Annotated in this window: 22 protein-coding genes, 1 tRNA gene and 1 pseudogene; 6 read left to right on the forward strand and 18 right to left on the reverse strand. The window is 70.8% G+C overall.

Going from position 1 to position 25,704, the window contains the following annotated elements:
• Positions 1 to 77: 77 nt before the first annotated feature.
• Both E3N83_RS05325 and E3N83_RS05330 read right to left on the reverse strand, forming a co-directional pair.
• Positions 78 to 1,037 (reverse strand): tRNA (adenine-N1)-methyltransferase, encoded by a 960-nt coding sequence (locus tag E3N83_RS05325; protein WP_151082313.1) that lies wholly within the window; start codon positions 1,035 to 1,037, stop codon positions 78 to 80.
• A gap of 146 nt (positions 1,038 to 1,183) precedes the next feature.
• Positions 1,184 to 2,338, reverse strand: a complete 1,155-nt coding sequence (locus tag E3N83_RS05330) for a site-2 protease family protein (RefSeq protein WP_151082314.1) — start codon at positions 2,336 to 2,338, stop codon at positions 1,184 to 1,186.
• 75 nt (positions 2,339 to 2,413) lie between these two features.
• Here E3N83_RS05330 and E3N83_RS05335 point away from each other — a divergent pair, with 75 nt between their 5' ends.
• Positions 2,414 to 3,310, forward strand: coding sequence for a RecB family exonuclease (locus E3N83_RS05335; protein ID WP_151082315.1), 897 nt, complete (start codon positions 2,414 to 2,416; stop codon positions 3,308 to 3,310).
• Between the two features lie 129 nt (positions 3,311 to 3,439).
• On the opposite strand, the gene E3N83_RS05340 is transcribed toward E3N83_RS05335, so the two are convergent.
• The 10 genes from E3N83_RS05340 to metH form a co-directional block, all read right to left on the reverse strand.
• Positions 3,440 to 4,066, reverse strand: coding sequence for a response regulator (locus E3N83_RS05340; protein WP_151082316.1), 627 nt, complete (start codon positions 4,064 to 4,066; stop codon positions 3,440 to 3,442).
• The gene (locus E3N83_RS05345; protein ID WP_151082317.1) at positions 4,063 to 5,343 is read right to left on the reverse strand and encodes a sensor histidine kinase; all 1,281 of its coding nucleotides are present in this window, start codon (positions 5,341 to 5,343) and stop codon (positions 4,063 to 4,065) included. The genes E3N83_RS05340 and E3N83_RS05345 overlap by 4 nt, the downstream gene beginning before the upstream one ends.
• A gap of 47 nt (positions 5,344 to 5,390) precedes the next feature.
• Positions 5,391 to 5,792, reverse strand: a complete 402-nt coding sequence (locus E3N83_RS05350) for a hypothetical protein (protein ID WP_151082318.1) — start codon at positions 5,790 to 5,792, stop codon at positions 5,391 to 5,393.
• Positions 5,793 to 5,863: 71 nt separating this feature from the next.
• Positions 5,864 to 7,192: an oligopeptide/dipeptide ABC transporter ATP-binding protein gene (locus E3N83_RS05355; protein WP_151082319.1), complete on the reverse strand. Its 1,329-nt coding sequence runs from the start codon at positions 7,190 to 7,192 to the stop codon at positions 5,864 to 5,866.
• Positions 7,176 to 8,237: an ABC transporter ATP-binding protein gene (locus E3N83_RS05360; protein ID WP_151082320.1), complete on the reverse strand. Its 1,062-nt coding sequence runs from the start codon at positions 8,235 to 8,237 to the stop codon at positions 7,176 to 7,178. The genes E3N83_RS05355 and E3N83_RS05360 overlap by 17 nt, the downstream gene beginning before the upstream one ends.
• 1 nt (position 8,238) lies before the next feature.
• Positions 8,239 to 9,192: an ABC transporter permease gene (locus tag E3N83_RS05365; protein WP_151082321.1), complete on the reverse strand. Its 954-nt coding sequence runs from the start codon at positions 9,190 to 9,192 to the stop codon at positions 8,239 to 8,241.
• A complete protein-coding gene (locus E3N83_RS05370; protein ID WP_151082322.1) occupies positions 9,192 to 10,220 on the reverse strand; it encodes an ABC transporter permease in 1,029 nt (342 codons plus the stop codon). The genes E3N83_RS05365 and E3N83_RS05370 overlap by 1 nt, the downstream gene beginning before the upstream one ends.
• 78 nt (positions 10,221 to 10,298) lie before the next feature.
• Positions 10,299 to 11,918 carry an ABC transporter substrate-binding protein gene (locus E3N83_RS05375; RefSeq protein ID WP_191907967.1) on the reverse strand — a complete coding sequence of 540 codons (1,620 nt, stop codon included), beginning with the start codon at positions 11,916 to 11,918 and terminating at the stop codon, positions 10,299 to 10,301.
• 124 nt (positions 11,919 to 12,042) lie between these two features.
• Positions 12,043 to 12,720 (reverse strand): HAD family hydrolase, encoded by a 678-nt coding sequence (locus E3N83_RS05380; protein ID WP_337692376.1) that lies wholly within the window; start codon positions 12,718 to 12,720, stop codon positions 12,043 to 12,045.
• Between the two features lie 3 nt (positions 12,721 to 12,723).
• Positions 12,724 to 16,422: a methionine synthase gene (gene metH / locus E3N83_RS05385; RefSeq protein WP_238343161.1), complete on the reverse strand. Its 3,699-nt coding sequence runs from the start codon at positions 16,420 to 16,422 to the stop codon at positions 12,724 to 12,726.
• Between the two features lie 243 nt (positions 16,423 to 16,665).
• On the opposite strand from metH, the gene E3N83_RS05390 reads away from it, so the two are divergent.
• Positions 16,666 to 17,514 carry a PAC2 family protein gene (locus tag E3N83_RS05390; protein ID WP_151082326.1) on the forward strand — a complete coding sequence of 283 codons (849 nt, stop codon included), beginning with the start codon at positions 16,666 to 16,668 and terminating at the stop codon, positions 17,512 to 17,514.
• A 24-nt stretch (positions 17,515 to 17,538) separates the two neighbouring features.
• Here E3N83_RS05390 and mshC read toward each other — a convergent pair.
• From mshC to E3N83_RS05410, 4 genes and pseudogenes are all read right to left on the reverse strand, one after another.
• Positions 17,539 to 18,788, reverse strand: a pseudogene (gene mshC, locus E3N83_RS05395) (cysteine--1-D-myo-inosityl 2-amino-2-deoxy-alpha-D-glucopyranoside ligase).
• A gap of 41 nt (positions 18,789 to 18,829) precedes the next feature.
• Entirely contained in the window at positions 18,830 to 19,591 is a 762-nt protein-coding gene (locus tag E3N83_RS05400) for an SCO1664 family protein (protein WP_151082327.1), read from the reverse strand.
• Positions 19,591 to 20,148, reverse strand: a complete 558-nt coding sequence (locus tag E3N83_RS05405; RefSeq protein WP_151082328.1) for a DUF3090 domain-containing protein — start codon at positions 20,146 to 20,148, stop codon at positions 19,591 to 19,593. The genes E3N83_RS05400 and E3N83_RS05405 overlap by 1 nt, the downstream gene beginning before the upstream one ends.
• A gap of 9 nt (positions 20,149 to 20,157) precedes the next feature.
• Positions 20,158 to 20,874 (reverse strand): MSMEG_4193 family putative phosphomutase, encoded by a 717-nt coding sequence (locus E3N83_RS05410; protein WP_151082329.1) that lies wholly within the window; start codon positions 20,872 to 20,874, stop codon positions 20,158 to 20,160.
• A 33-nt stretch (positions 20,875 to 20,907) separates the two neighbouring features.
• Here E3N83_RS05410 and corA point away from each other — a divergent pair, with 33 nt between their 5' ends.
• A complete protein-coding gene (corA, locus tag E3N83_RS05415; protein WP_202879326.1) occupies positions 20,908 to 21,888 on the forward strand; it encodes a magnesium/cobalt transporter CorA in 981 nt (326 codons plus the stop codon).
• Positions 21,889 to 22,034: 146 nt separating this feature from the next.
• Here the strand turns inward: corA and E3N83_RS05420 are convergent, their stop codons facing one another.
• A complete protein-coding gene (locus E3N83_RS05420) occupies positions 22,035 to 22,862 on the reverse strand; it encodes an undecaprenyl-diphosphate phosphatase (protein ID WP_151082331.1) in 828 nt (275 codons plus the stop codon).
• Between the two features lie 108 nt (positions 22,863 to 22,970).
• Between E3N83_RS05420 and E3N83_RS05425 the strand changes: the two genes are divergently transcribed.
• Positions 22,971 to 23,918 (forward strand): aldo/keto reductase, encoded by a 948-nt coding sequence (locus tag E3N83_RS05425; protein ID WP_151082332.1) that lies wholly within the window; start codon positions 22,971 to 22,973, stop codon positions 23,916 to 23,918.
• A gap of 39 nt (positions 23,919 to 23,957) precedes the next feature.
• Entirely contained in the window at positions 23,958 to 24,143 is a 186-nt protein-coding gene (locus tag E3N83_RS05430) for a DUF5703 family protein (RefSeq protein ID WP_151084919.1), read from the forward strand.
• A 2-nt stretch (positions 24,144 to 24,145) separates the two neighbouring features.
• On the opposite strand, the gene E3N83_RS05435 is transcribed toward E3N83_RS05430, so the two are convergent.
• Entirely contained in the window at positions 24,146 to 25,504 is a 1,359-nt protein-coding gene (locus tag E3N83_RS05435; RefSeq protein ID WP_151082333.1) for a M20/M25/M40 family metallo-hydrolase, read from the reverse strand.
• A gap of 79 nt (positions 25,505 to 25,583) precedes the next feature.
• On the opposite strand from E3N83_RS05435, the gene E3N83_RS05440 reads away from it, so the two are divergent.
• Positions 25,584 to 25,669, forward strand: a tRNA-Leu gene (locus tag E3N83_RS05440).
• Positions 25,670 to 25,704: the final 35 nt, after the last annotated feature.

Consider the following 25,704-nt stretch of genomic DNA (forward strand, 5'->3'; position numbering starts at 1 on the left):
GTTGCCTCGACGACGCGAACGCGGGCGCGTTTCTCACGATTTGGTCTCGGAGTTCGCGACCACGTCGGGTCGCCCGCTCAGTCCTCCGCGGGCTCGGGGGGAACGCCGGGAGGTCGCGGCCCGGCGTAGTCGGGGCCGTAGGCGCCGGGGGCCGGTCGGCGCTTCTTCAACGGGGCCCGGGTGCCGGGCGCCATCCGTCGCGCGGTGACCAGGAAAGCGGTGTGCCCGATCATCGCGTGGTCGGGCCGGACCGCGAGGCCCTCGACGTGCCAGTTCCGCACCAGCGACTCCCACGCCTGCGGCTCGGTGAAGCCGCCGTGGAGCCGGAGGGTCTCGACGAACCGGGACAGCTGCGTGGTCGTGGCGACGTACGCGCAGACGATGCCGCCCGGTCGCAGCGCTCCGGCCGTGGCCTCCAGGCAGTCCCACGGGGCCAGCATGTCGAGGATCACCCGGTCCGCCCGGAGGCCCGAGGCGGGCAGCTCCTCGGCCAGGTCGCCCGCGAGCAGTGTCCACGCCGGGTGGCCCTGACCATCGGCCATGCCGAAGAACTGGTTGACGTTGGCCCGGGCGACGTCGGCGAAGTCCTCTCGCCGTTCGTACGACGTGACCCGGCCGTGCGGGCCGACCGCGCGCAGCAGCGAGCAGGTCAAGGCACCGGAGCCGACCCCCGCCTCGACGACGTCCGCGCCGGGGAAGATGTCGGCCATCGCGACGATCTGCGCGGCGTCCTTGGGGTAGACCACCGCCGCGCCGCGCGGCATCGACACCACGAACTCGTTGAGCAGGGGACGGAAGACGAGGTACTCCCCGCCGGCGGACGAGGTCACCGTGAAGCCCTCGTCCCGGCCGATCAGCTCGTCGTGCTCGAGGTGGCCCTTGTTGGAGAAGAACCGCTTGCCGGCGACCAGCTCGAAGTTGTTCTTGCGGCCCTTCTGGTCGGTCAGCCGCACCCACTCGCCCTCGCGGAGCGGCCCGCGGTGGACTCCCCCCCACGCCTGCGCCGGGACGTCGGGGTCGGTCGTGTCGTCGGGCATGGACGCGACCCTAGCGCCGTCCTCCGGCCCGCTCCGGCCCGGCTCCCGAGTTGCGGTTTGGGACCAAACGGCGTGATTTCGGGCCGAACACCTGCGGTTTGGGACCAAACGGCGGGGTTCGGAGTACGGCGGGGGCGGTGCTGGCCTCAGGCGTGCGCGCGGAAGGCCCGGTCGACGTCGGCGGTGGAGAGGACGCCGAAGATGCTCCCGTCTGGGTCGAGCAGGAGGTACTCCCCCGCGGGCCGGGCGCTGATCGCCCGGATCAGGTCCTCGCCACCGATGCCGGCCGGCAGTCGCAGGCCCTCGTCGAGCGTGCGCGCCACGGTCGACACCGCGACCCAGGGGCGACGGTCCTCGGGCACGGACAGCAGGGCCACCTCGTTGACCACTCCGACCGGCTGTCCGGAGATGCTGACCGTCACGATGCTGCCCGCCTCGACCTCCTGGGCACGGCGTACCGCCTCGGCCAGCGGCAGCTCCGAGGGGACTGTGAGGGTACGGCGCGCCAGGTCGCGGGCGACCAGGAAGGGCAGGCGGGACCTGACCTTCGCCGAGGTCATGGCCGCGGTCGCACCGCTCCACAGGAACAGCGAGATCATGCCGGCGAACAGGAAGTCGATCGCGGTCGGCTGTCCACCGAGGAGCTTGCTGGTCAGCAGGGGCCAGCCGACGAAGGCCAGAAGCGCCAGGACCCGGCCGCCCCAGGCTGCCACGACGGTGCCCTTGTGCATGTCGCCGCTGCCGCGCCAGACGGCGGCCTTGAGCACCCGCCCACCGTCCAGGGGCAGACCGGGCAGGAGGTTGACGACCCCCACGATCAGGTTGGCGCTGGCGATCGCGCCGACGGCGAGCCCGATCAGCCCCCCGGGAGCGACGAACGTCAGGGCCGAGGCCACCAGTCCGACCGCGACCGACGTCAGCGGGCCGACCACCGAGATCCAGAACTCCTGCCGCGGGTGCTCGGGCTCCTTGTCGATCGCGGTCATGCCGCCCATGAAGTGCAGGGTGATCGAGGAGACCGGCAGCCCGAAGCGCTTGGCGGCGACGGCGTGGGCGGCCTCGTGCAGCAGGACCGAGAGATAGAGCAGTACGGCGAAGGTCAGCCCGGCGACGTACTTCAGCCCGCCCAGCCCGGGTTGCGCCCGGTCGACCGCTGGGGCCATGAAGATCGCGATCACGAGGGCGACCACGAACCAGGTCCGGGTGAGCAGCACGTCGGTCCCCGCGATCGTGCCCACCTTGAACGTGCCGGGTGGGCGCGAGACCGGCGGCGAGGCCCCCGGCGCGCGGTCGTTGCTCATGCTGCGAGGCTACCGGTCGGCCGCGCGGCGCGCGGCGTACCACGTGGTGTCGGTGGCCTCACCTAGATTCGGGTCATGTCCACCCCGTCGACCCCGCTCGCCTCGCCGGCCGAGCTCCGCTCGACCCCCGTCGACGGCGAGCAGGTGCTCGGGGCGCTCTCCCCGAGCCGCGCGTCCGACTTCATGACCTGCCCGCTGATGTACCGGTTCCGCACCATCGACCGACTGCCCGAGGAGCCGTCCGCCGATGCCCTCCGCGGCACCCTGGTCCACAAGGTGCTCGAGGACCTCTTCGATCTCCCGTCCGCGGACCGCACCCCCGAGCAGGCCCGAGCGCTGCTCACGCCGACATGGGAGGCGCTGCTCGCTGCCGAGCCCGCGATCGCGGAGCTGTTCACCGACGAGGGTCCCGACCTGGCCGAGTGGCTGGCCAGCGCTCGTGACGTCCTGGACCGCTACTTCACCCTCGAGGACCCTCGGCGCCTCGAGCCGGCCGAGCGGGAGCTCTACGTCGAGACCGTCCTGGAATCCAAGCTGCTGCTGCGCGGCTTCGTCGACCGTCTCGACGTCGCGCCCGACGGCGCGATGCGGGTGGTGGACTACAAGACCGGACGGTCCCCGAGCCAGCTGTTCGAGGCCAAGGCCCTGTTCCAGATGAAGTTCTACGCCCTGGTCCTCTGGCGCACCCGCGGCACCGTCCCGGCGATGCTGCAGCTGGTCTACCTCGGGAACGGCGAGATGCTCCGCTACCTCCCGGACGAGGCCGACCTGCGCGCCACCGAGCGCAAGGTCGAGGCCATCTGGCGGGCCATCCGGATCGCCGAGGAGTCCGGGAACTGGCGTCCCCACCGCAGCAAGCTGTGCGACTGGTGCTCGTTCCAGGCGTTGTGCCCCGAGTTCGGCGGCACCCCGCCGCCGCTGCCCGGACGCATCAGCGACCCCGGCACCCTCACCGTCGACGACATCGCCTGACCCGACCCCCGCTCACCGACCGTTCGCGGCGGCCGACATGTCGCCGTTTGGTCCCAAACCGCAGCATTTCGGACCGGAAAGTTGCGGTTTGGGACCAAACGGCACACATCCGCGCGGCCCGGCGGGGGGTCAGTCGAGGCCGTTGCGCTCAGCCCAGAGGGCGGCCTGGGTCCGGTCTACGACGCCGATGCGTTGGAACGCCGAGGTCAGGTGGGCCTTGACGGTGCGCTCGGAGATCCCGAGCCGCCGGGCGATCTGCTTGTTGGCCAGCCCCTGACGCACCAGGACCAGCACCTCGGTCTCGCGGGGCGTGAGCTCGGCGGCCGGCGTGGTACGACGGGCACCGAGCAGCTCGCGCGCGGCCCGGGGGTTGATCGGCGACTCTCCGCGGGCGACGGCCCGGATCCCGATCAGCACCTCGTCGGGCTCGGCATCCTTGAGCAGGTAGCCCATGGCGCCGGCATCCAGCGCGCCGACGATCCGCTCGGCGTCGGAGTACGACGTGAGCACGAGGACGTCGGCGAGCTTCTCGGCCACGATCTCCCGGGTGGCCGCGACCCCGTCCATGCCCGGCATCTGCAGGTCCATCAGCACCACGTCGGGCCGCAGCTCACGGACCAGCTCGATCGCCTCGCCGCCGGACGCGGCGGTCCCGACCACCTCGAGGTCGGCCTGCCCGGCCAGCAGCTGCTCCAGCCCGGCTCGCAGCACGGCGTGGTCGTCCACGATCACGACCCGGATCGTCGGCTCGCTCATCTGCGGTCCACCACCATTCGTACGGTCGTCCCGGCGTCCGGTGACGAGTCCACGTCCACCACTCCTCCGCCGTCCTCGACCAGGCTCTTGAGCCCGCGGAGCCCGTAGGAGGTGTCGGCGGAGCGCTGCGCCGGATCGAAGCCGACACCGTCATCCTTCACGACCAGCCGCACCTGGCGCTCGTCGCCGGTCACGTCCACGCTCAGGTGCTCGGCGTGAGCGTGCCGGACGGCGTTGCGGATGGACTCCTGCGCCGCTCGCCAGACCAGGGTGACGACGTGGTCGGGGGCACCCTCGATGCCGCTGACCGAGACCGTGGCCGCGGTGCCGGCGCTGACCGCGGGCGCGGTCAGGTCCTCCAGGGAGGCGGCCAGCGACCCGGCGTTGAGCCCCGGGGGGTGGATCTCCACCAGCAGCGAGCGCAGCTGCCGCAGGGAACGTCGTACGGCCTGGCCGGCCCGGTCGAGGTCACCCCGCAGCTCGGCGGAGAGCCCCGGCTCGCGCGCCGACCCCGACAGCGCGAACGCCGTCCCGGCGAGCTCCTGGACCACGCCGTCGTGGAGGTCGCGGGCGATCCTGCGCCGCTCCGCCTCGGAGGAGTCGATCGCCCGCAGCATCAGCCGCTCGCGCGCCTTCGACGCGCGGGTCAGCCGCAGCGTCAGGGCGCCGATCAGGGGTACGCCGAGGAGCAGGATCGCGAGCAGACCTCCGGCCGTGATCCGGCGGAACGGCGTGAGCACCTCGTGCGCGCGCTGCTGCACGGTGGTCAGGGAGTAGTAGGCCTCGAACAGCAGGGGCGTGCCCTCGGGCGAGTGGATCTGGGTGTAGACCTCCAGCAGGCCGCTCTGGTCGGTCTCGAACTTGTTCTCGCTGCGGCGCAGGTCGGAGACGCCCCCCTCGGTGTGGCCGCTCAGCAGCACCTGCCGCTGCTCGTCGTCGAGGGGGAAGCGCTGCCCGATCAGATCGGTCTCGTCGCTGTAGACGATCGTGCCGTCCGCACGCCAGATCTTGATCCGGCGCACGTCGCCGACCATCAGCCGCGAGAGCACGGCCCGGTCGAAGCGGTCGATCGCGCCGGGATCGGTCGCGACCAGCTTGCGTGGGATGGCCGGCTCGGCGACCGAGTGGGCCAGGAGCTCAGTCGTCACCTGGGCGTCGGCGACCGCCTCCGACCGGCCGGCTCGCTCCGACAGCATCCCGGTCGCCCACCACGTCGCCCCGAACAGCAGGAAGCTCGCCACGAGGAACTGCACCATGGGGTTGCGCAGCAGCCTCACCGCGAGGTTCCTTTCGTGTGGTCAGGCCGCGAGGCCGCTACCGGGGCTCAGAGTGAGATGGTCCCACGACACACGGCGCCGGTCGTACGACGCTCGGCCCGGAAGGCGAAGGTGTCGGTCCCGGCCAGGTCGGCCATCCGGCGGTTCACCGTGAACGAGCCGCTGGTGCCCGCCGTGGTGCTCGACCCCTTGGCGGACACGCTGCCGTCGTGCCGGACCTTCCAGTCCCAGACCTGTCCGCGGTGGTTGCTGTCGACCTCGCCCTCGAACTCGATCCGGCCGCTGTCCAGCTTGACCTTGAGCTTCCAGACCGCCCGGCCCTGACATCCGCCGTGGGTGCGGACGTCGTCTCCCCCACCGTGGCTGGCCAGGGCAGGCGCGACCGTGGTCAGCGGCAGCGCGAGCGCCGAACAGGTGGCGAGGGCAACGAGGGCGTGGCGGGCAGACATGGAAGGCTCCTGGAGTCGGTGTCCCTCCAGCATCGCGGGAGCCAGGTCGCGGTTCCCATTGGCCGGTGGTACTAGGACCTCGGGTCATCTCCGGACCGGGGGTCGCCGGTGCCGCCCTCCTCGGGATACAGGACGCACGCCACCTCGACACCCCCCGCGCGCCGGAGCCGAGGCGCCCCCGCCTCCCGGAACCGGACGGCGACGCCGTTGCCCTCGGGCTCGATCGACTCCACGCCGGCCCAGAGCGGCTCGTCGGGGTCCTCGCGCCGGATCCGGTCGAGCAGGGCGCGGACCGGTCCGCTGCCCCCGCTGCCGAACCGGGCCGTCGTCGTGGGCTTGTCCAGGTGCTCGAGGTCGCCCACCAGCGCTTGCTCCTCGTCGTACGACGCGTCCCCGCGGGTCCAGTGCTGCTCCAGCAGGGGCCGCAGGTCGCGCGACTCCCAGCCGCAGTCCGCCACCGCTGCGGGACACCGCGGGTGGAAGGAGCAGCCCAACGGCGGCTCGGCGGCGTCGGGGATCTCGCCCCGGGGCAGGTCCCGCGGCACCATCCGGTCGGGGTCCGGGTCGGGGATCGCCGCCAGCAGTGCCTTGGTGTACGGATGCCGGGGGTTGGCGAAGATCTCGTCGGTCGGCCCGATCTCGACGATCTTGCCGAGGTACATGATCGCGATCCGGTCACAGAAGAACTTGGCGGTGGCCAGGTCGTGGGTGATGTAGACGAACGTCAGGTTCAGCTCGCGCTTCAGCAGGAGCATCAGCTCGAGGATCTTGGCCCGCACGCTCATGTCGAGCATCGAGACCGGCTCGTCGGCGACCAGCACCTCGGGGTTCAGCACGATCGCGCGGGCGATCACCACCCGCTGCTTCTGCCCGCCGGACAGGTCGCGGGGGTACTTGGTCAGGAACAGCTCGACCGGGGACAGCCCGACCCGTTCGAGGGCGTCGACCACACTGCGACGGCGCTCGGTCGCCGACCTCATGCCGTGCACCCGCAGGGCGTCGCCCACGGCCTCCTCCACGGTCATCGACGGGTTGAGAGCGGCGTTCGGGTCCTGGAACACCATCTGGACGGTCCGGCGCAGGTTGCGCAGCCGGCGTCGGCTGAGGGACGCCACATCCGTGTCCCGCAGGTGGATCGAGCCGGCGGTCGCGGGTACCAGACCGAGGAGTGCCCGGCCCAGGGTGGACTTGCCGCTACCGCTCTCGCCGACGAGTCCGACGACCTCTCCCTGCCGCAGGGCGAGGTTGACCCCGTCGACCGCCTTGATCGTGCCCGAGTCGCGGCCGAGGAGCCGGGACAGGGTCCCTCCGCGCAGCTCGAAGTGCACCGAGAGGTCGCGGATCTCGACCAGGCTCGGCCCGGTCGTGCCTGTGGTCTGGGTGTCAGGCTTCGTCGGCAACGGTCAGCTCCTGCTGGTTGAGTGGCTGCTTCCCACCGGGTGGGATCTGCTCGTCCGGTCCGGCCAGCCAGCACTCGACCCGACCACCGCCCGGCCGCTCGATGTTCACCGGGTTCTGGCCGGCGCACACCGTCATGGCGTCCGGGCAGCGCGGGTGGAACCGGCAGCCGTCCGGCGGGTCGACGAGGTCGGGCGGCGCACCGTCGATCGAGTGCAGGCCGGTGGTGGTCAGCGAGATCGTCGACCGCAGGAGCTCCCGGGTGTAGGGGTGCTGCGGGTTGCGGAACACGTCGGTGACCTTGCCCTGCTCGACGATCCGGCCGGCGTACATCACCGCCACCCGGTCGCACGCCTCGGCGACGATGCCCACGTTGTGGGTGATCAGCAGCAGCGAAGTCGAGAAGTTGCGTCTCAGGTCGTTGAGGATCTGCACGATCTGCGCCTCGACCAGGACGTCGAGGGCCGTGGTCGGCTCGTCCGCCACCACGAACGCCGGGCGCAGCACGAGCGCCAGCGCGATCATCAGCCGCTGCCGCATCCCGCCGGAGAACTCGTGGGGGTAGGAGCGGTAGCGGGTCGGTGGGATCCCCATCAGGCGGAGCACGTCGAGCGCGCGGTCCCGGATCTCGTCCTTCGACAGGGACGGCTCGTGCTGCTTGATGGTCTCCTCGAAGTGCTGGGAGATCCGCATCAGCGGGTTCAGCCGGGTCAACGGCTCCTGGAAGATCATCCCGAGCTCGCTGCCCCGCAGCCGGTAGGACTCCTTGGCGCTGAGCGAGAAGATGTCGCGGCCACGGAACAGCACCTCGCCATCGCGCTTGGCCCCCTCCGGCAGCAGCCCCATCAGCCCGCGACCGAGGGTGGACTTCCCGCAGCCGGACTCGCCCACCAGCCCCAGGGTCTCGCCCGGAGCGAGGTCGAAGCTCACACCGTCGACGGCCCGGATGGCTCCGCGGGTGGTGCCGTACCAGACACGTACGTCACGGGCCGAGATCACGGCGTCCGTGGGCGACGCGACCGTCTCGTCCGTCAGGTCCAGTGCCATGTCAGCTCCGCTCCTCGGGCCGGGGCGCGGCGCTCGGCCGCGCCGGCATCACCACGGGAAGCAGGCGACGCCGCCGCAGCGTGGGGTTGAGTGTCTCGTTCAGCCCCTCGCCGACCAGGGTCAGCCCGGTCACCAGCAGCACGATGGCCAGCCCGGGATACAGGCCCGTCCACCAGACGCCACCGCCGGCGTCGGCCAGAGCGCGGTTCAGGTCGTGGCCCCACTCGGCGGCGTCCGTCGACTGGATCCCGAGCCCGAGGAAGCCCAGCCCGGCCAGGGTCAGGATCGCGTCCGCGGCGTTGAGCGTGCCCAGCACCGGCACGCTCTGGATCACGTTGCCGAACAGGTAGCGCCGCATGATGGTGAGGTCGGTCGCGCCGATCGCCCGGGCCGCCTCGACGTACGTCGCCTCCTTGGCGCTCAGCGTGGTGTTGCGGACCACCCGGAAGTACTGCGGCACGTAGATCACCGACAGGGAGAGCGACACGGCGACCACGGTGCCGCCCAGCAGGTTGGTCAGGAGGAACGAGAAGACGATCGCCAGCAGGAAGGACGGGAAGGCGTAGAGCGCGTCGGTGACCAGCACGAGGATCCGGTCCAGCCAGCCGCCGTAGTAGCCCGACACGATCCCCAGCGGGACGCCGATCACGACGCAGACGACGATCGAGAGGATCACCACCTCCAGGGCGGTGCGGGCCCCCCAGATCACCCGCGAGAAGACGTCGAAGAACAGCCGGTCCGTGCCGAACAGGTGCGCCGAGCTGGGCGGGGCCACCTTCGGGAAGGGGACGCCGCCGGACGACGACTGGGCGAAGCCGTACGGCGCGAGCCAGGGCGCGAAGACCGCGCAGATCACGAAGACGGAGGTCAGCAGCACCCCGATCACCAGCATCCAGCGGGCCAGGCCGGCGGTCTGCGTGAAGGGGGTGGCCAGGGTGCGGAGGATGCCGCGCATCAGAACCTCACTCGGGGGTCGATGAGCGCGTTGATGATGTCGACCAGCAGACTGATCAGCACCACCGCGATCGCGAACACCGTGACGATGCCCTGGACGGCTCCGTAGTCACGGTTGTTGATGTACAGCACCAGCTTCTGCCCCAGGCCCGGCCAGTTGAACGTCGTCTCGGTCAGCACCGCCCCGCCCAGCAGCAGCGCGAACTGGAGCCCGACCACAGTGATCACCGGCACCAGCGCGTTGCGGAAGGCGTGGCGCCAGGTCACGTTGCGGCGCCGGATGCCCCGGGCCTCGGCTGCCTCGACGTAGTCGGCCTGCATGGTCATCAGCATGTTGACCCGCACCAGCCGGATGAAGACTCCGCAGATCAGCAGGCCGAGGGTGACGGCCGGGAGGACCAGGTGCTTGAGCACGTCCTGGATCGCCGCGCCGTTCCCGCTCAGGAAGACGTCGATCAGGAGGATGTGGGTCTTCGGCTTGACCTCGAAGATCGTGATCGGGCTGGCGTCACCGGACGTCGGCAGCCCGAGCGGCGGGGCGACGTACAGCTGGAGCAGGAAGCCCACGAAGAAGATCGGCGCCGCATAGCTGACGATGCCGAACAGCCGGATCGCCACGTCCCCGACCGAGTCGCGGTAGCGCCCGGCGACCAGACCCAGCGGAATGCCGACGGCAAGGGCGATCACGAACGCCGCGAGGGTCAGGCTCAGGGTCGCTCCCCCGTTGTCACGGACCACCCGCAGCACCGGCTGGTTGTCGCTGAAGGTGGTCCCGAAGTCGAGGTGCGCCACCGAGGACAGGTAGTCCCAGTACTGCGCGATCAGCGGTCGGTTGAACCCGAGCCGCTCACGTGCCTGGGCGAGCGCCTGCGGGTTCAGCTTGGAGCCCAGGGCGGCCGAGACCGGGTCGCCCGGGGCGACCCGGAGCACGAAGAAGACGAGGGTGAGGATCACCCAGATCATCGGGATCACCAGGACGATGCGCTGAAAGATGTACCGGGGCAGGGATCCTGATCCAGCACGGGTCATGAGGGTGCCTCCTGGCACGAGTCATGGGGAGAGACCACTCAGGGTGGCCTCCCCCCACGACCGGGTGCGGTGGTGTGCTCAGCCGGCCTTGGTGACCAACCAGAACCGGAAGATGAACGACGGGTCCAGCGTGGACTCGACGCCGGACATGCCCGGGCCGTACACCGCGGTGTTCTGTCCGACCCATGACGGGATGAACGGCACGTCATGGGCCGCGATGTCCTGGAGCTGCCCGAAGATCTTCTCCCGGGTGGCGGTACTGCTGCTGCCCTGCTCCTTGCTGACGAGCTTGTCCACCTTGGCGTTCTTGTAGCCGTTCTGGAAGAACCCACCGTCGACCATGAACGGCGACAGGTAGTCGTCGGCGTCGGGGTAGTCGGGGAACCAGCCCAGGATGAACAGGTCGTAGGCACCCTGCTTGTAGACGGTCTGGTAGTTGTCCCACTCGGTGCTCTTCAGGGTCACCTTGAACAGCCCGCTGGCCTCGAGCTGACGCTGCAGCTCGTTCGCCTCGTCCTCGGTGCTCGGGCCGTAGTGCGTGGGCGTCCAGCCCACGGTCAGGTTCACCGGGGTGCTGATGCCGGCGGCCTGCAGGATCTGCTTGGCCTTGGCCGGGTCCGGGGATCCGTAGGCGTTCTTGTAGGAGTCCTTCTGACCGCCGTAGCCCGGGGGCACGATGGAGTAGAGCGGGTCGACGGTTCCGTCGTAGGCCTTCGTCGCGATCGCGTTGCGGTCGATCACCTGGGCGGCCGCCTGCCGGATCGCGAGCTGCTTGCCGACCTGGCCCGCGACGTTCCAGACCCAGTAGCGGATCTCCGAGCCCTTGCCCGTCGCCACGGTGACGCCGGAGTCCTTCTTCAGGTTGGCGACATCGGTCGGAGCCAGGCTGCGCCAGGCGACGTCGACCTCGTTGTTCTTCGCCGCGAGCGCGAGGGCAGTCGGGTCGGAGTAGTACTTCACGAAGACCTGGCCCGTCTTGCCCGGGTTCGGCCCGGTGTAGTCAGGGTTCAGCGACAGGGTGGCCTGGTCGGCGGCCTTGTACTGGTCCAGCTTGTAGGGCCCGGAGCCGATGACCTGGTCGTCGGGCAGCTTCTTGTCGGCGGGGAAGACGTCCTCATCGACGATCGCCGCCGCTCCGGGGTAGGTCAGGACGTACTGGAACGTCGTGTCCGGGTGGTCGAGGTGGAAGACCACCGTGGTGTCGTTCGGCGTCTCGATCGCGCCCTTGTTGAGGGTGACCTTGCCGTTCTTCGCGGTGTCGGTGATGCTGCCGAGGAGGTAGATCGCTGCGCCGTTGGCGTCCTGGATCTGGATCGCCCGCTCGAAGCTGTACTTCACGTCGGAGGAGGTCAGCGGGTCGCCGTTGGAGAACTTCTCACCCGGGTTGAGCGTGCAGGTCAGGGTCTGCGGGTCGTTGTAGGTGCACGACTTGGCGGCGTCGCCCACGATCTTGGTGGAGTTCGGCGGGACGGTCACCAGGGTCTGGTACAGGTTGTACTCGAGGGTGGAGGAGCCGAGGTCGTAGGACCCGGCCGGGTCGAGCGCGGTCACGGTGTCCGTGGTGCCGAGGATCCACGGGGAGCCGGTTCCGGCGTTGGTGCTGCCTCCGCTGCTGCTGTTGCTTCCGCCGCAGGCGCTCAGCATGGCCACGACGGCCGCCGTGCCTGCGACGGCGACGAGCTTCTTGGTCCGATCCACTGTCTCTGCCTCCCGATTCGGTCCCCCCGCGGACTCGCGAGGGTGATCAGTCCCGTGAACATAGCGGCTGGCTTCGCGCCGGTCCATCGCGCAGCGGCGCCCGGAGGTCGCGATCCGGCAACGATTAGAGGACGCCGACGGCGCCCAGGACCGAGGCCGCGTCGAGCCCCTCGAGGGAGTCGACGAAGACCCGGCCCGCTCCGCTCGGCACGCTCACGTGAAGGGGTGCGACCAGCACCGTGCACCCTGCGGCGGACGCCGACGCCGCACCCGTCGTGGAGTCCTCGATGGCCAGGCACTCGACCGCGGGGACCCCGAGTCCGCGCGCCGCCGCGAGGTAGGGCTCGGGATGCGGCTTGCCCCGGTCGACCGTGTCGCCGGTGATCACGACGTCGAAGGTCCCTGCCGGCAGGGCGGCCACGATCGGATCGGCGAACCGCGTGTACGACATGGTGACCAGCGCGCACGGGACGTCCGCCGTGCGCAGGGAGGCCAGCAGCTCGCGGGCTCCCGGGCGCCACGGCACCTCCCGGCGGACCCGGGCCACCACGTCGTCCAGCAGCTGCTCGACGATCTGCTCGGGTGCGAGGTCGATCCCCATCTGCGGGCGCATCAGCCGGGCGGCGTCGAGCAGGTCGAAGCCGACCACCTGGAGCGCCTGCTCGCGGCTCCACGTACCGCCGTACCTCTTGGCCAGGGCGAGCTCCGAGTCCATCCAGTAGGGCTCGGTGTCGACCAGCGTGCCGTCCATGTCCCACAGGACCGCGGCGAAGGAGTCCAGGCGTCGTCCGACGTCGGTCAGCGCTCAGTCCTCCGGGTCGTAGCCGAGGTTGGGCGAGAGCCAGCGCTCCGCCTCCGCGAGGGTCCAGCCCTTGCGCTCGGCATAGTCCGCGACCTGGTCGGGTGCGAGGCGGCCCACCACGAAGTACTGGGACTCCGGGTGGCTGAAGTAGACCCCCGACACCGACGCGCCCGGCCACATCGCCATCGACTCCGTCAGCTCCATGCCGGTGTGGGTGCCGACGTCGAGGAGGTCCCAGAGCACCTGCTTCTCGGTGTGGTCGGGGCTGGCCGGGTAGCCCGCGGCCGGGCGGATCCCGGCGTACTGCTCCTTGAGCAGCTGGTGCTGGTCGAGGTGCTCGTCGGGTGCGTACCCCCACAGCTCGCGGCGAACGCGCTCGTGGAGCCGCTCCGCGAGAGCCTCGGCGAGCCGATCGGCCAGCGACTCCAGGAGGATGCCGGAGTAGTCGTCGACCTCGGCCTTGAACCGCTCGATCCGCTCCGCGACGCCGAGCCCGGCGGTGACCGCGAACAGGCCGATGTAGTCCTTGAGCCCCGTCTCCTTGGGTGCGACGTAGTCGGCCAGGCAGCGGTTGGGCACCCCGGGCCGGTGGGCTCCCTGCTGCCGCAGGTGATGGAGTACGGCGTGCGGCTCGCCGCGGTCCTCGCCGAGATACACCTCGATGTCGTCACCCACGGAGTTGGCCGGGAACAGCCCGACCACGCCCTTGGCCGTCAGCCAGCCCTCGTCGACGATCCGGTCGAGCATCGCCTGCGCGTCCTCGTAGAGCCGGCGAGCGGTCTCGCCGGACTCGGCGTCGTCGAGGATCTCGGGGAACGACCCCTTCATCTCCCAGGCGTTGAAGAACGGCTGCCAGTCGATGTAGCGGCGCAGCTCGGCGAGGTCGACGCTCGGGAAGACCCGGACGTGCTGACCGGCACCGGGCAGCCCGACCGCCGAGGAGACCGCGTGGTCCTGCTGGAGCAGCAGGTGCGGCCGCGGCGGGCGGTAGCCGGTCCAGTCGATCGGGGTGCGCGCGGCCCGGGCATCCGCCAGCGTGGCCAGCGGCCGGTCGTTCTTGGCGGCGTGCCTGGTGCGCAGGGAGTCGTAGTCGGCGGTCACGCCCTCGAGCAGCTTGTCGCGCTGCTTGGGGTCGAGCAGCGCCGCGGTGACCGGCACCGAGCGGGAGGCGTCCTTGACCCAGACCACGGGCCCGTCGTACTTCTGGTCGACCTTGACCGCGGTGTGCGCCCGCGACGTCGTAGCACCGCCGATCAGCAACGGCAGCGTGAAGCCCTGGCGCTGCATCTCCGAGGCGACGTTGACCATCTCGTCCAGGCTCGGCGTGATCAGGCCGGACAGCCCGATCACGTCGGCACCCACCTCGCGCGCGGTCTCGAGGATCTTCTGGGCCGGCACCATCACCCCGAGGTCGATCACCTCGTAGTTGTTGCACTGGAGCACCACGCCGACGATGTTCTTGCCGATGTCGTGGACGTCGCCCTTGACGGTGGCCATCACGATCGTGCCGTTGGTGTCCTTGGCGGTGGCCAGCTCGGGCCGGTCCAGCTTCTCCTGCTCGATGAACGGGATCAGGTAGGCGACGGCCTTCTTCATCACCCGAGCGCTCTTGACCACCTGGGGCAGGAACATCTTGCCGCTGCCGAACAGGTCGCCGACGACGTTCATGCCGTCCATCAGCGGGCCCTCGATCACCTCGATCGGCCGGCCGCCGCGCTCGGCGATCAGGGCCCTGAGCTCCTCGGTGTCGGGCTCGACATGGGCGTCGATGCCCTTGACCAGCGCGTGGGTGATCCGCTCCTCGACCGGGAGCTCGCGCCACTCCTCGGTGGCGACCTCACCGACGCCGGCTGCGATGTTGAAGCGCTCGGCGATCTCGAGCAGGCGCTCGGCTGCGTCGGGACGCCGGTTGAGCACGACGTCCTCGATCCGCTCGCGCAGCTCGGGGTCGACCTGGTCGTAGACGACGAGGGCGCCCGCGTTGACGATTCCCATGTCGAGGCCGGCCGCGATCGCGTGGTAGAGGAAGACCGCGTGGATCGCCTCGCGGACCGGGTTGTTGCCCCGGAACGAGAAGCTCACGTTGGAGATGCCCCCGGAGACCAGGGCGCCGGGCAGGTTCTGCTTGATCCACCGGGTGGCCTCGATGAAGTCGTGGCCGTACGTCGCGTGCTCCTCGATGCCGGTCGCGACGGCGAACACGTTGGGGTCGAAGATGATGTCCTCGGCCGGGAAGCCCACCTGCTCGGTGAGGATCCGGTAGGCGCGCTCACAGATCTGCTGCCGGCGCTCGAGGCTGTCGGCCTGGCCGTTCTCGTCGAAGGCCATCACCACCGCGGCCGCACCGTAGCGCCGGCACAGGCGGGCGTGCTCGATGAACTTCTCCTCGCCCTCCTTCATCGAGATCGAGTTGACGATCGCCTTGCCCTGCACGCACTTCAGCCCGGCCTCGATCACCTCCCACTTGGAGGAGTCGACCATCACCGGCACGCGGGAGATGTCGGGCTCCGAGGCGATCAGCTTCAGGAAGCGGTCCATGGCGGCGACACCGTCGATCATGCCCTCGTCCATGTTGACGTCGATGACCTGCGCGCCGGCCTCCACCTGCTGGGCGGCGACGGTCAGCCCGGCGTCGTAGTCACCGTCCTTGATCAGCTTGCGGAAGCGGGCGGAGCCGGTGATGTTGGTGCGCTCGCCCACGTTGACGAAGAGGCTCTCCTCGGTGATGGTGACCGGCTCGAGGCCGGAGAGGCGGAGTGCCGGCCGGATCTCGGGGATGACCCGTGGGGTCACGCCCTTGGCCGAGTCCGCGATCGCGGCGATGTGCTCGGCGGTCGTGCCGCAGCAGCCGCCGACGATGTTGACCAGGCCGCTCGTGGCGAACTCCCCCAGGATGCCGGCCATGTGCTGCGGCGTCTCGTCGTACTCCCCGAAGGCGTTGGGCAGCCCGGCGTTGGGGTGGGCGGAGACGAACGTGTCGGCGACCCGCGACAGCTCGGCGACGTAGGGGCGGAGCTCCTCGGCGCCCAACGCGCAGTTCAGGCCGACGGCGAGCGGGCCGACGTGTCGCACGGAGTTCCAGAACGCCTCGGTCACTTGGCCGGACAGGGTCCGGCCGCTGGCGTCGGTGATGGTGCCGGAGATGATCACCGGCCAGCGGCGGCCGTGCTCGTCGAAGAGCGTCTCGAGGGCGAAGATCGCGGCCTTGGCGTTGAGGGTGTCGAAGATCGTCTCGACCAGGAGCAGGTCGGCACCGCCGTCGACCAGGCCGCGCGCCTCCTCCAGGTAGGCCTCGACCAGCTCGTCGAAGGTGACGTTGCGGGCGCCCGGGTCGTTGACGTCGGGTGAGATCGAGGCGGTCTTCGACGTCGGGCCGAGCGACCCGGCGACGTAGCGGGGCCGCTCGTGCGTGGTGACCGCGTCCACGGCCTCCCGCGCCAGCGACGCAGCGGCGGCGTTCATCTCGTAGGCGAGGTCCTGGAGGCCGTAGTCGGCCTGGGAGATCCGGGTGGCGTTGAAGGTGTTGGTACAGATGATGTCGGCGCCGGCCTCGAGGTAGGCCGTGTGGATGCTGCGGATCACGTCGGGGTTGCTCAGCGAGAGGAGGTCGTTGTCACCGCCGAGGTCTCCGTCGTACGACGCGAAGCGGTCGCCACGGTAGTCGGCCTCCGCGAGCTTGTGCGCCTGGATCATCGTGCCCATCGCGCCGTCGAGCACCAGGATCCGCTCGTGCAGGAGCTCGGTGAGCTCCCGGCTGGCATCCGGTCGGTGCGACGGCTGGGTCACGGTCAGAACTCCTCGGGTCGCGTGGGTCATCAGCCTAGGAACGACGTCCGACCCGTGGACGGCATTCCCGCATCGTGACACCGCCGCGAGCGGCGGGTGAAATCCTCGGGGCGCGCTCGGCGGCCCCGCTTCCGACGGTGGGGGAACTAGTGTTGCCGCGTGATCGAGATCGAGGAGATCGACGACCTGGTGGAACCCGTGGTGATCGCGGCGTTCGAGGGCTGGAACGACGCCGCCGACGCTGCGTCGTCCGTGGTCGACCACCTGATCCGGGTCTGGGACGCCCGGATCATCGGCGCGATCGACCCCGAGGAGTTCTACGACTTCCAGGTCAACCGTCCGGTGGTGGGTGCGGACGCGCTCGGACACCGCCGGATCACCTGGCCGAGCACCCAGATCGCCGTGGCCTCGCCACCGGACCTGGACCGCGACGTGATCCTGATCCGTGGCATCGAGCCGAACATGCGCTGGCGCCAGTTCTGCGCCGAGCTGCTGGCTGCCTGTGACGACCTCGGCGGCGAGCTGGTGATCACCCTCGGCGCGCTGCTGGCCGACACGCCGCACACCCGCCCGATCCCGGTCACCGGCACCGCGACCGAGCCGGACCTGGTGGACCGGCTCAACCTCGAGCAGTCCACCTACGAGGGCCCGACCGGCATCGTGGGGGTGTTCCAGGACGCCTGCGTGCGGCTCGACGTGCCGTCGGTCTCGTACTGGGCCGCGGTGCCGCACTACGTCGCGCAGCCGCCGTGCCCCAAGGCCACCCTGGCGCTGCTCGGACAGCTCGAGGAGCTGCTCGAGGTGAGCATCCCGCTCGGCGACCTGCCCGAGGACGCACGGGCCTGGGAGCGCGGCGTGGACGAGCTGGCCGACGAGGACGAGGACGTCCGCGACTACGTCCGTGCCCTCGAGGAGACCCGTGACACCGCCGACCTCCCGGAGGCCTCGGGCGAGGCGATCGCTCGGGAGTTCGAGCGCTACCTCAAACGGCGTACCGACGAGGGCTGACCCGGCTCCCCGGGCTTTCCGAGGTCAGAGCGCGATCCCGAGCGCCGCGTCGAGGACCGTCGCGATGCCGGCGGCCGCGTGCTCGTCGCCGGTCTCGGCCAGGCCGCCCACGCCCAGCGTGGCATCGACCCAGGCGTCCACCGCGGCCACGGCGGCAGGAGCGTCGAGGTCGGCGGCCAGCGCGGCGAGCACGGCGTCGACCACCGGCGCGGAGGGCGCTCCGGCACCCAGGGCGACCGCACGACGCCAACGCTCCAGCATGTCGACCGAGGTCCACAGGTCCTGGTCGGTCCACTCCCAGTCGCCGCGGTAGTGGTGACGCAGCAGGGTCAGCCGGATCGCCATCGGGTCGACGTCGCTGTTGCGCAACGCGGAGACGAAGACGAGGTTGCCCCGCGACTTGGACATCTTGGCGCCGTCGTACCCGACCATCCCGGCGTGCACGTAGGCCGCGGCGAACGGCGCCCCGGTCAGCACCTGCGCCTCGGAGGCGCACATCTCGTGGTGCGGGAAGACCAGGTCGGAGCCACCGCCCTGGACGTCGAACGTCGTCCCGAGCAGGTCCAGGGCCATCGCCGAGCACTCGACGTGCCATCCCGGGCGCCCGGGCCCGAAGGGGCTCTCCCAGGCCGGCTCGCCGGGTCGTTCGGCGCGCCAGACCAGGCAGTCCAGCGGGTCCTTCTTCCCGGCGCGGTCCGGGTCCCCGCCGCGGTCGGCGTACACCTCGAGCATCTGCTCGCGGGTCCAGCCGGACTCCTGCCCGAACGCCGGGTCGGCGGCGACGGAGAAGTAGAGGTCGTCGTCGACGGCGTACAGCGAACCCGTCTCCTGGAGCCGGCCGATCAGCTCGACGATCAGTGGGATGGACTCGACGGCGCCCCGGTAGTGCTCGGGGGTACGACGCGCAACGCGGTCATGTCCTGCCGGAACAGCTCGGTCTCCCGCTCGGCCAGGTCGCGCCAATCGATGCCCACCTTGGTCGCCCGCTCCAGCAGCGGGTCGTCCACGTCGGTCACGTTCAGCACGTAGGTCACGGCGTGGCCGGCGTTGCGCCAGGCCCGGTTCAGCAGGTCGAAGGCGACGTAGGTCGCGGCATGGCCCATGTGCGTGGCGTCGTACGGCGTGATCCCGCAGACGTACATGCGGGCGGCACCGGTGGGACGCGTCTCGAGGAGCCCACCGCTGGCGGTGTCGTGCACCCGCACCTCGGGGCCGCGCACGGGCAGGCCGGCGCGGGTGAGGGCAGGCAGATCCGGAGCTGGCCACGCACGCATGGGGCGAGACTACGGCAGCCCGCGGCCGCCTCGACGGGGTGTCAGAAGGGTGGCCACGGGATGGCGCGCCAGCCCTGGCCGGGCTCGGGAAGGGCCCCCACGCGGAGCAGCCGCTTCAGCCGCCGCCGGGTCGCCTCGACCTCGTGGTACGTGACCAGGTCGACCAGGCGCTCGCCGAGGTCGGCGTCCAGGCTGTCGGCCAGCAGCTCGAGAACGGCGCGGTCCTCGTCGCTCAGCAGCTCGCCGGCCCAGCCCCACAGCACGGTGCGGAGCTTGTGCTCGACGTGGAAGGTCAGGCCGTGGTCCACGCCGTACCGGTGGCCGCCCGGCATGGCGAGCACGTGCCCGCCCTTGCGGTCGGCGTTGTTGACGACGGCGTCGAACACCGCCATCCGGCGCAGCTCGGGGGTGTCCTCGTGGATCAGCGACACGACGTGGTCGCGGTCGTCGAGCCCGTCGAACACGTGCCGCCACCCGTCGGGCACGTCGTGGCCGGAGACGAGGGTGACCGCCTCCTGGACGGGGTCCGGCTCCTGCCAGAGCTGGACCATGCCGGGCCCGTGCGGCCCCTCGCGCTGGAAGGTCAGGGGCACGATGTCCCAGCCCGTCGCCACCGAGACGAGGTACGCCGCCTCCTCCCGCGCCGCGAGGGTGCCGTCGGGGAAGTCCCACAGCGGCCGCTCCCCCGCCACCGGCTTGTAGATCACCCGACGTCCGCCGATCTCGCCGACGAAGGTCGCGTTCGACGCCGGCATGACCCGGCCGTGCAAGGTGAGCTCGCCGGTCAGGAGGACGGGGTCCATCAGGTGGGGTCGCGCCTGCGGAAGCCGTTCGCGCGGACGCACAGGTGACCTTCCGGGTCGATCGGGTTGCCGCAGAAGGGACAGTCGGGCCGACCGGCCTCCACGACCAGCGCGGAACGGCGTACGAACGCACGGGCCGGGCCGGCCTCGAGCCGGACCAGGAAGACCTCCTCGGGCTCGGAGTCGTCCGGCTCGTCGTCGGCGGTGTCGGTGAGGGGGAACACCTCGATCACGACCCGCTGGATGGTCGGGTCCCAGGACAACGTCATCGTCCCGGCCCGGAACTGCTCCTCGATCGGCTGCTCCAGGGGCGCGGAGTCCTCCAGGCCCACGGGAGCGACGGCGGGGATCAGGACCTCGTTGTCGCCGCCGGCCATCACCTCGTCGAGGAGCTCGTCGACCCGCTCGGCCAGCACGACGACCTGCTGCTTCTCCAGGGCGACGCTGACCAGACGCGGTCCGGAGCGCGCCTGGAGGAAGAACGTCCGCGCTCCGGGCTCGCCCACGGTCCCCGCGACGAACCGCTCGGGTGGGTCGAACTCGTGGATCACCGGCATGGCTCAACCTTAGGCAAGAGCCGAAGCAGGTCCGGCGCCGCCGCCCACCTCGGCGCCCTGGGCGGGCTTGCGCCGACCCTTCTTGCCGTGCGGAGCCAGCCACGACAGGTCTCCCTCGTGGGTGTTGCTGGCCAGGACGTAGGGGCGGGCGTCGGTGTAGCGGATCACCGAGATCGACGCCGGGTCGACCTGGATCCGCTGGAAGAGGTCGAGGTGCATGCCCAGGGCGTCGGCGAGCACCGACTTGATGACGTCACCGTGGCTCACCGCGAGCCACACCGCGCCGTCCCCGTGCTCCGCCGCCACGGCGGCGTCGCGACGGCGTACGGCGTCCACGGCGCGCGCCTGCATCTGGGTCATCGACTCGCCGCCGGGGAAGGTGACCGCCGAGGGCTGGGCCTGGACGGTCCTCCAGAGCGCGAGCCGGGCCAGCTCCTTGAGCGGGCGGCCCTGCCACTCGCCGTAGTCACACTCCGTCAGGCCCTTGTCGGTGTGGACCCGGACGGCTCCGGTCTGCGCGGCCACGACCGGCCGCGCGGTCTCGCGACAGCGCTCCAGCGGGCTGCTGACCAGGTCGGCGAGCGGGACGGCGGCCAGCCGGGCGGCGGCCCGCTCGGCCTGGGCACGACCCAGGTCGTCGAGGTGGACCCCCTTGGTCCGCCCGGCCAGCGTGCCCGAGGCGTTCGCCGACGTACGCCCGTGCCGGAGCAGGATCAGGGTTGCCATGTCGCAGAGCCTAGAGGGACTAGCGTGGTCGCCGTGATCGTCGACAGCGCCGTCTACCGCGCGGGCCAGCGGATCGTCGACGACATCCCGCCCAGTGAGCTCGGGCGCCTCCGCAAGCTGGCCTGCGAGCCCGGCGACTTCGTGTGGGTCGGCCTGCACGAGCCGAGCGAGGCCGAGCTGGCCACGGTCGAGGAGGAGTTCGGGCTGCACCCCCTCGCCGTCGAGGACGCGTTCAACGCCCACCAGCGACCCAAGCTCGAGCGCTACGAGGACACGCTCTTCCTGACCCTCAAGTCGCTCTGGTACGTCGACGCGGACGACGCCGTCGAGACCGGCGAGATCAACATGTTCGTCGGCAGCGACTTCATCATCACCGTGCGGCACGGGTCCGGGTCCGAGCTCCACACCGCCCGCCGCGACCTCGAGGCCCGGGCCAAGGTACTCACGCACGGGCCGTCCGCGGTGGTGTACGCCGTGTGCGACCGGGTCGTGGACGCCTACCTGTCGGTGGTGGCCTCGCTCGAGGAGGACGTCGACGAGGTGGAGACCTCGGTCTTCTCCACCGAGCGCACCAACGACTCGGCCCGGATCTACACGCTCAAGCGCGAGATCGCGGAGACCCGCCGCGCCGTACTCCCCCTGCGCGAGCCGATGCGGCGCTTCGCCACCGGCGCCGTACCCGGAATCGCGGAGGAGTCGGCGCCGTTCTTCCGGGACGTCTCCGACCACCTGACCAAGGTCGCCGAGACCGTCGACGGTCTCGACGCGCTGCTCTCGACCGCCTTCGACGCCCACCTCGCCCAGATCTCGGTGCAGCAGAACGAGGACATGCGCAAGATCTCCGCCGGCGTCGGCCTGGTCGCCGCGCCGACCCTGATCGCCGGGGTCTACGGCATGAACTTCACCCACATGCCGGAGCTCAGCTGGCTGCTGGGCTACCCGTTCGCGCTGGCCCTGATGTTCCTCACCTCGGGCGGTCTGTGGTTCTTCTTCAAGCGCTCCGGCTGGCTCTAGGTCTCCCGACCACCCACTGCCCACCCCCACCGGAGGCGGGTCGTCGACCCGCCGATTGGTCCCAAACCGCAGGTTTTCGGCCCGGATTGTCGCCGTTTGGTCCCAAACCGCAGAGAAAATGTCGACCGCCGCGGCCTCCTGGAGGGTCAGGTGGCGGAGATGACGTTGCCGGCCAGGAGCGCGAGGAGTACGACGCCCAGGGTGACCCGGTAGGGCACGAACCAGGTGATCGGGTGGTGGGCGACGAAGCGCAGCAGCCAGGCCACCGTGGCGTAGGCGACCACGAAGGCGACGACCGTGCCGACGACGGTCTCCCCGACGCTGATCGAGCCGCCGAGCGCGTCCTTGAGCTCGAAGAGGCCCGCCGCCAGCAGCGCCGGGATGGACAGGAAGAACGACAGCCGGGTCGCGGTCACGCGGTCCAGGCCGCGGAACAGACCGGCCGAGATCGTCGCCCCGGAGCGGGAGACTCCGGGCACCAGGGACACGCACTGGACGATCCCGACCACCAGAGCATCGGTCAGGTTGAGCTGCCTCTCTCCGCGCTCCTGGCGAGCCGAGCGTTCGGCCGCCCACATCACCGCCGACCAGGCGATCAGGGCCACGGCCACCACCCAGAGGCTGCGCAGGTCGTTCTTGATCACGTCCTTGAGGAGGAGCCCGACGATGCCGACCGGGATCGTGCCGAGGATGACGTACCACCCCATCCGGAAGTCCCGGTGCCCGCGCCACTCGGGCTTGACCAGGCCCAGGCCCCAGGCCTTCACGATCTGCGCGATGTCGCGGACGAAGTAGAGGATCACCGCCGCGATCGCGCCCATCTGGATCACCGCGGTGAAGCCGGTGACGTCGGGGTCGTCGACGGTGAGCCCGAGCATCTTCTCGGCAATGGTCAGGTGCCCGGTGCTGGAGACGGGCAGGAACTCGGTGAGCCCCTCCACGATCCCGAGGATGACGGCGTCGAGGTAGTTCATGGCCAGCTTTCGACTTCGGGGACGGCGGGTCGGCCCCCAGGCTAGGGCCCTGCCCGCCTCCGCGAGCCGCAGGCTCCCCGGCGACCCGGGACCGGCTAGTTTGTCGCCATGGAACAGCGGGTGGTCGGAGCCACGGGCCTCTCGGTCTCGCGGCTCGGGCTGGGCACCATGACCTGGGGTCGGGACACCGACGAGCACGAGGCCCGCGACCAGCTGATCGCCTTCGCCGAGGCGGGCGGCACGCTGATCGACACCGCCGCCGGCTACGGCGACGGAGCCTCCGAGGAGCTCGTCGGCCGGCTGATCCGCGACGTGGTCTCGCGCGACGAGGTGGTGCTCGCGACCAAGGCCGGCATCTCCCGGCGCAGCGGGCGCCGCGAGACCTACGCCTCACGCGGGCGCCTGCTCAGCGAGCTCGACGCGTCCCTGCGCCGGCTCGGGGTCGACCACGTCGACCTCTGGCAGGTGCACACGTGGGTCGACGGTGTCCCCGTCGAGGAGACGCTGACCGCGCTCGACCTGGCGGTCACCTCCGGCAGGGCGTCGTACGTCGGGATCTCCAACTACACCGGATGGCAGACCGCCCAGGCCGCGACCTGGCAACGGGCGGTGCCGAGCCGCACGGTCCTCGCGTCGACCCAGATGGAGTACTCCCTGCTCAACCGGCGGATCGAGCTGGACGTCGTGCCGGCCGCCCAGGCGCTCGGGCTGGGGATCCTGCCGTGGTCGCCGCTGGGTGGCGGGGTGCTGACCGGCAAGTACCGCAGCGGTACGCCGTCGGACTCCCGGGGCGCGTCGCCCTTCTTCGCCGGCTTCATCGACCCCTACCTCGACGACCGCTCCAGCCGGGTCGTCGAGGGCGTGGCCAAGGCCGCCGAGGGGCTCGGGTGGTCGATGACCGAGGTGGCGCTCGCCTGGGTGCGTGACCGGCCGGGCGTCACCGCCCCGATCCTCGGCGCCCGCACCGCCAAGCAGCTGATCGACTCGCTCGGCGTCGAGGAGCTGACCCTGCCGCCGGAGATCGTCGCCGCACTCGACGACGTCTCGGAGGACTGACCGGTGCCCGACACCCTCCGCCGCCCGTCCACCCGCGGGGTGGAGTGGGAGTTCGAGAAGCTGACGATCGCGCGAGACTTCTCGCGCAACGTGGTGACCCGGATGCTGGTCGAGCGCGCCGAGCACGGCGGCTGGGAGCTCGACCGGGTCAGGATCTCTGCGGACGGCACCCGCCGCGTCGTCCTGCGCCGCAAGATCATCCGGATGCGGCCCACGCTGTACTGACCTCAGACCTGCTCGAGGAACCTGTCGAAGACCCGTGCCCCGAACTCCAGCGCGTCCACCGGCACCCGTTCGTCGACGCCGTGGAAGAGCGCGGTGAAGTCGAGGTCCGCCGGAAGCCGCAGCGGCGCGAAGCCGTAGCTGCGCATCCCGAGCTTGGTGAAGTGCTTGGCGTCCGTCCCGCCACTCATGAGGTACGGCGCCACCCGGGCGCCGGGATCCTCGGCCAGGAGGCTGCGGGTCATCGCCGCAACGAGGTCTCCGTCGTACGGCGTCTCCCAGGGCTGCTGGTGGGAGAGGAACGTCCGCTCGATCCCGGCGCCGCACAGCTCCGCGATCGTGTCGAAGAACTCGTCCTCGTAGCCCGGCAGGAAGCGGCCGTCGACGTGGGCGGTCGCCTCGGTCGGGATCACGTTCACCTTGTAGCCGGCCTGGGTCATGGTCGGGTTCGCGGTGTTGCGGATCACCGCCCCCATCATCCGGGCGGCGGGGCCGAACTCCTCCACCAGCTGCTCGGCGTTGTCGGGTGTCGCCTCGGTGCCGACCAGCTCGGCCACCGACGCGAGCAGCGTCTCCATCGTCGGGGTCAGCCGGACCGGCCACTCGTGGGTCCCGATCCGGGCGACCGCGGCAGCCAGCCGGGTCACCGCGTTGTCGTCGTTGATCATCGAGCCGTGGCCCGCCCGCCCGCGGGCGGTCAGCCTCATCCAGGCCATCCCCTTCTCCGCGGCCTCGATCAGGTACAGACGCCGTCCGCGGATCGTGGTGCTGAAGCCACCCACCTCGCCGACCGCTTCGGTGCAGTGCTCGAGCCGGTCGGCGTGGTCCTCCACCAGCACCTGTGCTCCGTGGTGACCACCGGCCTCCTCGTCGGCGGTGAAGCACAGGACGATCGGCCGGTCGGGCACGCACCCGGCCCGGGCCCGGGCGCGGACGACGGAGAGCAGAATCGCGTCGAAGTCCTTCATGTCGACCGCGCCGCGCCCCCAGACGCACCCGTCCTGGATCTCGCCCGCGAACGGGTCCACCTGCCAGTCCCGCGGCTCGGCCGGGACGACGTCGAGGTGGCCGTGCAGCAGCAGGCCTCCGCGCTCCTGGCCCGCCCCGGGCGCCGAGCCACCCCACTGCGCTACCACCGACGTACGACCGCTGTCGCGCTCGAACAGCTCACTCGAGATGCCCACCTCGTCGAGCAGCGCGGCGACGTGCTCGGCCGCCTTGCGCTCCCCCGGCCCCGTCTCGTCTCCGTAGTTGCTGGTGTCGATCCGGATCAGGTCGCGACAGAGGTCGACGACCTCGGCGGCAGGGTCGTACGAGGGGTCGTACGACGACCCGCCCGGCTGATCGGTCTGGTCCTGGGACATGCGACCATCCTGTCACCGCGCCGCCCGGTTCCCGATGTGAGGATCGGCCGCGCCGGTTGCTAGAGTTCCCTCCGCACTCGTCCGGGTGGCGGAATTGGCAGACGCGCTAGCTTGAGGTGCTAGTGCCCGTATTAGGGCGTGGGGGTTCAAGTCCCCCCTCGGACACAGAATCAGGGCGATCGCCGGGGACGGCCCGCTCG

Source organism: Nocardioides cynanchi, from assembly GCF_008761635.1.
GTDB classification, from domain to species: domain Bacteria; phylum Actinomycetota; class Actinomycetes; order Propionibacteriales; family Nocardioidaceae; genus Nocardioides; species Nocardioides cynanchi.

Bases quoted from the DNA above. Each gene is read 5' to 3' on its own strand.
- E3N83_RS05350 (WP_151082318.1), bottom strand. From the start codon at position 5,792: ATGTCTGCCCGCCACGCCCTCGTTGCCCTCGCCACCTGTTCGGCGCTC.
- E3N83_RS05360 (WP_151082320.1), bottom strand. From the start codon at position 8,237: ATGGCACTGGACCTGACGGACGAGACGGTCGCGTCGCCCACGGACGCC.
- E3N83_RS05405 (WP_151082328.1), bottom strand. From the start codon at position 20,148: ATGCCGGTGATCCACGAGTTCGACCCACCCGAGCGGTTCGTCGCGGGG.
- E3N83_RS05370 (WP_151082322.1), bottom strand. From the start codon at position 10,220: ATGACCCGTGCTGGATCAGGATCCCTGCCCCGGTACATCTTTCAGCGC.
- E3N83_RS05365 (WP_151082321.1), bottom strand. From the start codon at position 9,192: ATGCGCGGCATCCTCCGCACCCTGGCCACCCCCTTCACGCAGACCGCC.
- metH (WP_238343161.1), bottom strand. From the start codon at position 16,422: ATGGGCACGATGATCCAGGCGCACAAGCTCGCGGAGGCCGACTACCGT.
- E3N83_RS05335 (WP_151082315.1), top strand. From the start codon at position 2,414: ATGTCCACCCCGTCGACCCCGCTCGCCTCGCCGGCCGAGCTCCGCTCG.
- E3N83_RS05410 (WP_151082329.1), bottom strand. From the start codon at position 20,874: ATGGCAACCCTGATCCTGCTCCGGCACGGGCGTACGTCGGCGAACGCC.
- E3N83_RS05340 (WP_151082316.1), bottom strand. From the start codon at position 4,066: ATGAGCGAGCCGACGATCCGGGTCGTGATCGTGGACGACCACGCCGTG.
- E3N83_RS05425 (WP_151082332.1), top strand. From the start codon at position 22,971: ATGGAACAGCGGGTGGTCGGAGCCACGGGCCTCTCGGTCTCGCGGCTC.
- E3N83_RS05400 (WP_151082327.1), bottom strand. From the start codon at position 19,591: ATGGACCCCGTCCTCCTGACCGGCGAGCTCACCTTGCACGGCCGGGTC.
- E3N83_RS05420 (WP_151082331.1), bottom strand. From the start codon at position 22,862: ATGAACTACCTCGACGCCGTCATCCTCGGGATCGTGGAGGGGCTCACC.
- E3N83_RS05435 (WP_151082333.1), bottom strand. From the start codon at position 25,504: ATGTCCCAGGACCAGACCGATCAGCCGGGCGGGTCGTCGTACGACCCC.
- E3N83_RS05325 (WP_151082313.1), bottom strand. From the start codon at position 1,037: ATGCCCGACGACACGACCGACCCCGACGTCCCGGCGCAGGCGTGGGGG.
- E3N83_RS05330 (WP_151082314.1), bottom strand. From the start codon at position 2,338: ATGAGCAACGACCGCGCGCCGGGGGCCTCGCCGCCGGTCTCGCGCCCA.